The organism is Helicobacter sp. MIT 03-1616 (assembly GCF_000765685.2).
Taxonomy (GTDB): domain Bacteria; phylum Campylobacterota; class Campylobacteria; order Campylobacterales; family Helicobacteraceae; genus Helicobacter_C; species Helicobacter_C typhlonius.
In genome coordinates, this window is record NZ_JROY02000021.1 from 1 (window position 1) to 4,887 (window position 4,887).

Below are 4,887 nucleotides of genomic sequence, written 5' to 3' on the forward strand. Positions count from 1 at the left end.
AAATCAAAGTCATTTCGCGTTTGAAATCAAAGTGAGAGATTTGACTTTGATTTCAAACAATTAAATTTAAGTAAATAATCCCCAGCAGTAAAACTAGCCCTTTAAGCCTCTTATTCCCAACCTTTAAAAAGCTCCATAATCTCTCTTATGTTCTCTTGCCTTATCTTATCTCCCAGCCATTAGCCCCATCATATACTACTCATTCAAAAAACCATTAAATCTTTTAAACACCCACCATACGCATTTTAAAAAGATATTAAAAACCCTTTTAAAGCCCCTTAAAATCCCTTTCCCTCACACTTCATTATTTTTTCTCATCTTTGTGCTACTCTCACTCTCGCATTTGTTACAATCACTTATTTATTATAAGGATTCACAATGCCACAGCTCACCTTTAGAGAAATCATAGAGCGCATTAAAGACATACTTGCCACAGATTCTATCCTAAAGCCTAAAGACATCGATGTGGCAAAAGCTCTTAATATGTCGCCAAATACCCTCGCTCAAGCAAAGTTTAAAAACTCTATTCCTTACAAAGCCATTATGGATTTTTTAGAATCTAAGCACATCTGTATCAATACCTTTTTCTATGGGAGTGCACCAAAAGAGAGTGTTCATACTTTCGAGCATTACAAGATTTTAAAACTTTATAGTGCTAATGCCTCTTTGGGTGGAGGCTGTATCAATGAAAGCATACAATCACAAGAAGTGATATTTGATGAGCGCATTTTAGCACATTTAAAAGCGAGAGATTGTGAGCTTATACTCGCACTTGGCGAGAGTATGGAGCATACATCACCGATAGGAGCTTATGCCTTGTAAGCTATAAAGAACGTGAAGTCAAAAATGGCAAGATTTATGCGGTGCGCACAAATGATGGAGTTTTTATTAAGCATTGCTTTATAAAGGGGCAGAGGCTAGAGCTTATTTCTGCAAATCTTGCCTATGAACCTATGAGCTATGCACTCAATGAAATAGAAGTAATAGGGCGGATACGAGGGGTGATTGCTCCTGTGTGATGATTACTTAAGAAATACCCCTAAAATATGCTCCATTGCTAGCTCTTGTATCTCCTCTTGTAAAGCTTTTGGGATTTTATCCTCTTTGCTAATGGGTATAAAAGGGCGGGCAGGGATAATGACTTTATGATTTCTCCCTGCTTTGCCACCAAATTGATGAATCCTCGCATACACTACACTTGTGCCTATACTTGCACTCTTGGTAGTATGTGAAGTGTGAATAGAATTTACTAGCTTTCCTTTATCTACAAGCTTTTTCTTTAAGCCCTTGCTCTTTTTAAGCGTAGCAGATGATAAAGGCTTCCACTTTTCCCCAAAGGGTGAGGTCTCTTTTTCAAAAGATTGTGAGGTAAAGAGAGCTAGAGTATTAGCAATATGTGCCATTAAAGGCTCTGTGTCTTTGAGCCTTAACTCTAAGCTTTGCATTTGTCCTCTTAGCTCATCAAAACTCATATATTTTGGCATAGCCTCTCCTTTTTTGTAAAGATATGGTATAATTGCTTCTGCCACAAAAGAAAATAAGCTGGAGTATCCCATTCCACTTGAAAAGTAGTGTGCAAGTCTAGAGCTTTCTTGCGTTTTGTGGCTGTGAATAAATCACTTTTTTATTTTTGAGATTTTTAAGCAAGACTTCTTTATTATCTACTGCTAGTAAGCTCTCCACCCAAACTTCCTTTTTTATCACTTAAGCTTTTGAGACTTAATCTATACCACCTATCAAGTTTGTTCAGCAAGATATATTTCACGCTAGATTTCTCATCTTGATATATAGAATCTATATGCTCTATCATATCCGCTATAAGCGTATAATCAAAAGCATCAATTTCTGGGTGTCTGCTTTTATGGTCATTTATAACACTCGTGCTTATGCGGATATGTTCTGCTTCATTAGCAAATATCTTTTGTAGTTGCTTTGGTATTTTGCAAATAGAGGCAGTTTTTTGTAAGTCCGATGTGCGCCATAGCTCATTTATCTCCTTAAACCTTACATTTCTTTGCTGTATAAATGCTGCTATGGCTTTTAGCCTTGTGATAGCATTTGGATTATTCGCGTGGATTTTAAGTTTTTGATTAAGAATGTGAGCAAGAGCCGCATTATTATCACTTATATCAAATGTTGCTTCTTGCACATTTGGCATATCACTTATATTACTTACCTTTAAGCCAAATCTATCAAGCTGTCTTTTTGTATAAGCTTCTACTCTGCATCTACACCCAAAATCAGCCCCAGGATAATGCTTCTCCCAAAAGCTATGCTCACGGGGCAAGATAGTATTATGCAAAAGCTTATGTGAAAGCCTCGTGCGTGAATCATTTATAGCTACATAGCGATAATATATCTCACCTTTGAGATTATCTTGTGTCATTTTACGCCCTTGATTATAAGAGTTAAGGATATTTTGATGATAAATTTGCTTTAGTCTTTTTGGGTTAAGGGGGGTATTACTTTGGGTAAGCAAACTTTGCACGTTTTGCTTCCACTCTTTAAACTCCTGTCCCTGAAGCAATGCTAGGCTTAGGGACTTTTGCATATCGCTTAATAAATCTACATTGGCAATGCCTTTAATAGTAAAAACACGATTATAAATATTATGTTTTAGGGTGGAAAGCTCATTAAGCACTTCAGGCTTTTTGCTTTGCAAATAAGCGATAGCCTCGCTTGGTGGTAGATTGAAATCAAAGTGTAACATCATCTGCCCCAAAGAGTGCGCCATTAAGAAAAAGCCTCATTAGCTCTTGCTCTTTTAAAAGCAAATCCTCTCCCTTAAAACTCAAAGCAATCTTTTGTGCTGCCTGCTCATAACTCTTGCAATCTTTTAAAAATGCTCCCAAATCAAACTCGCTCTTAGGATTCACATCTTGCAAGGCTTTATCAATCTCTAGTTCTTGCCCTGTGAGTAAGTCTTGAGCTTTGTTGAATGATAAATTGTGAGAAGTTTGCGTAGAATCTGCATAGCTTAAATGCGAGATTTTAAAGGTTTTCTCTAAACCGCTGCTTCAAAGCTTAAATCCCTTTTCTTTTCTTGCTTCACCTCCTTTATAGAATCTAAAACATCACTGCCCACTGCCTTTTGCTTTGCCTCATCAAGCAGCTTCGCACGCTTAAGGTTGCTATCATTAATGGCTTTGAGTGTGGGCATATGCGTTTTTGGCATTTTCTTGTGCGCTTGTAAAAGCATTTGTGGGAATTGTGCCTCGACTTCTGCGCGTGCCTCTTGCATTTTGCCTTTGCGCGCTTTAAGCTCTTTATAAAAGATTTTTTGCGCATTCCGCGCCATTTCCGCACTCATCTCCTCGCTATCAAGATTTGACGCTACGCCGATGAAGCGGTGCTGCTCGTCATACATAAAAAGCTCTTTGGTGTTATTGATATTTGCTGCCACAAATACGCTTGTATGCGCGAACATAGCGGCACTTTGATACCACAGCCCACCATAAGCGATACCTTTTTTATTCACAGCGCGCCTCTCAAGCGGGGAAAGCTTAGAGCAAAGCTCATATTCGTGGATTCTCACTGCCTCATTTACACGCGCGTTATACGCCTCTGCGGGTGTAGAATCTAATCTCTGCAAATACGCATTATTCATCAAAGAATGCGTGTAGGCATCTATCATCTGCCCTAGCTCTTTAAGCGTGTGAAGATTGGTTTGATTGCTTTTTTGCCCTCTTTTAAGTCGCCTCTGTGCGCGAGAGAAGAAAAACTCAATGGCTTGTCTTTGGCTCACACTATGCCCGATATAGCCTTTAATCCATTCCATAAGGTGATTTTGCAAACGCGCAAAGTTTCGCTCCACATAGGGCTTACACCACCCAGCGTATGCCCTCGTTTTGGTATGGGTAATATCAAGGCGCATAAGCACTTCTTTGATATATTTACTCACAAATGCACTACCATTGTCGCTTTTAATGCACTTTGGTTTGCCATAGGTAGTGATATATTTTGCAATGGCGCGAGAGACGCCGAGGCTATTTTCAGTATCGCTTATATGGAAGCTACACACGCCACTATAAGTATCAATGAGTGAAATAAGCACAAATCGCTTTTGCCAAGATTCTATGTTCTCTACCTCAAGCCCTAGAGAGCGCGCTATTTCGCTTGTATCAATAATCGCATCAATGCTTGTGGCATCTATCTCTACAATTTGATTAATAGAATCCGCCGCCCAATTACTCTGCCCAAGTGCAGGGAGGAAATTCCCAACCGCCGCATCTTCACCACGATAAATAATTTTTGCTTCTATGGGGTGAGCTTTTAAGTAAGCCTTGACATATCGCTCAAGCACACAATAGCTTATTACCTCGCTCCTTTTGGCTAAAAAATCCGCCAAATCCGCCTTGCCCACACTATCAAGATGAATATGCAGCATTCTATGTAATGAGGAGATATTCACCCTGCCACGACTTGCCAAAATAAGCTTGTTTGTGAGCTCCTCTAATCCAAGCTCTTTAATCTTGCTTTGCTCTTTTCTATTTTTGCCTCGCTCATCAAGCAATAGCTCAAGTCCGCCTCTCTTATATGCCCTCTGCCACGCATAGAGCTTATTTTCGCTTAAGACACAAGAGTATTGCCCACCTGCATTCAGCAGCGCGATAAAATCTTTTGCATTCACACCTTTTGTCTTATATACTTCCCATTCTTTGATAATGGATTTTTTCTCCAAAGCGAGATTCTTATCTTTTTGCGAAGCTTTGCTAAAAGCATCTAAAGCCCTCAACTGCCCATCATCATCTTTATTATCAAACATAGTCTTAGATTGTGCGCTTTGTATAAAGTGTGATGGACAGCTCAAGGCTTTTGCTTGCTCTTGTGCTAAAACGCTAGAAGTGCCTATTTTATGCGGTGTTGTAAGTGTTGTAGGTGTTGTAA

General features: G+C 39.2%; 6 protein-coding genes. 2 read left to right on the top strand and 4 right to left on the bottom strand.

Features of this window, described 5'->3' with window-relative positions; all coding sequences use genetic code 11:
* The first annotated feature begins 378 nt into the window (after positions 1 to 378).
* A complete protein-coding gene (locus LS67_RS09290) occupies positions 379 to 822 on the top strand; it encodes a hypothetical protein (protein WP_052099926.1) in 444 nt (147 codons plus the stop codon).
* 32 nt (positions 823 to 854) lie between these two features.
* On the top strand, positions 855 to 1,019 hold the full coding sequence (locus LS67_RS09690; protein WP_442906981.1) for a S24 family peptidase: 165 nt from the start codon (positions 855 to 857) through the stop codon (positions 1,017 to 1,019).
* A 3-nt stretch (positions 1,020 to 1,022) separates the two neighbouring features.
* Here the strand turns inward: LS67_RS09690 and LS67_RS09295 are convergent, their stop codons facing one another.
* The 4 genes from LS67_RS09295 to LS67_RS09310 form a co-directional block, all read right to left on the bottom strand.
* Entirely contained in the window at positions 1,023 to 1,484 is a 462-nt protein-coding gene (locus tag LS67_RS09295; RefSeq protein WP_034328420.1) for a phage virion morphogenesis protein, read from the bottom strand.
* A 173-nt stretch (positions 1,485 to 1,657) separates the two neighbouring features.
* Positions 1,658 to 2,734, bottom strand: a complete 1,077-nt coding sequence (locus LS67_RS09300; RefSeq protein ID WP_081953951.1) for a phage head morphogenesis protein — start codon at positions 2,732 to 2,734, stop codon at positions 1,658 to 1,660.
* On the bottom strand, positions 2,697 to 2,876 hold the full coding sequence (locus tag LS67_RS09305; RefSeq protein WP_034328419.1) for a hypothetical protein: 180 nt from the start codon (positions 2,874 to 2,876) through the stop codon (positions 2,697 to 2,699). Before LS67_RS09305 ends, LS67_RS09300 begins: the two co-directional genes overlap by 38 nt.
* A 128-nt stretch (positions 2,877 to 3,004) precedes the next feature.
* A partial coding sequence (locus LS67_RS09310) for a DDE-type integrase/transposase/recombinase (RefSeq protein WP_052099922.1) occupies positions 3,005 to 4,887 on the bottom strand: 1,883 nt, incomplete at its 5' end.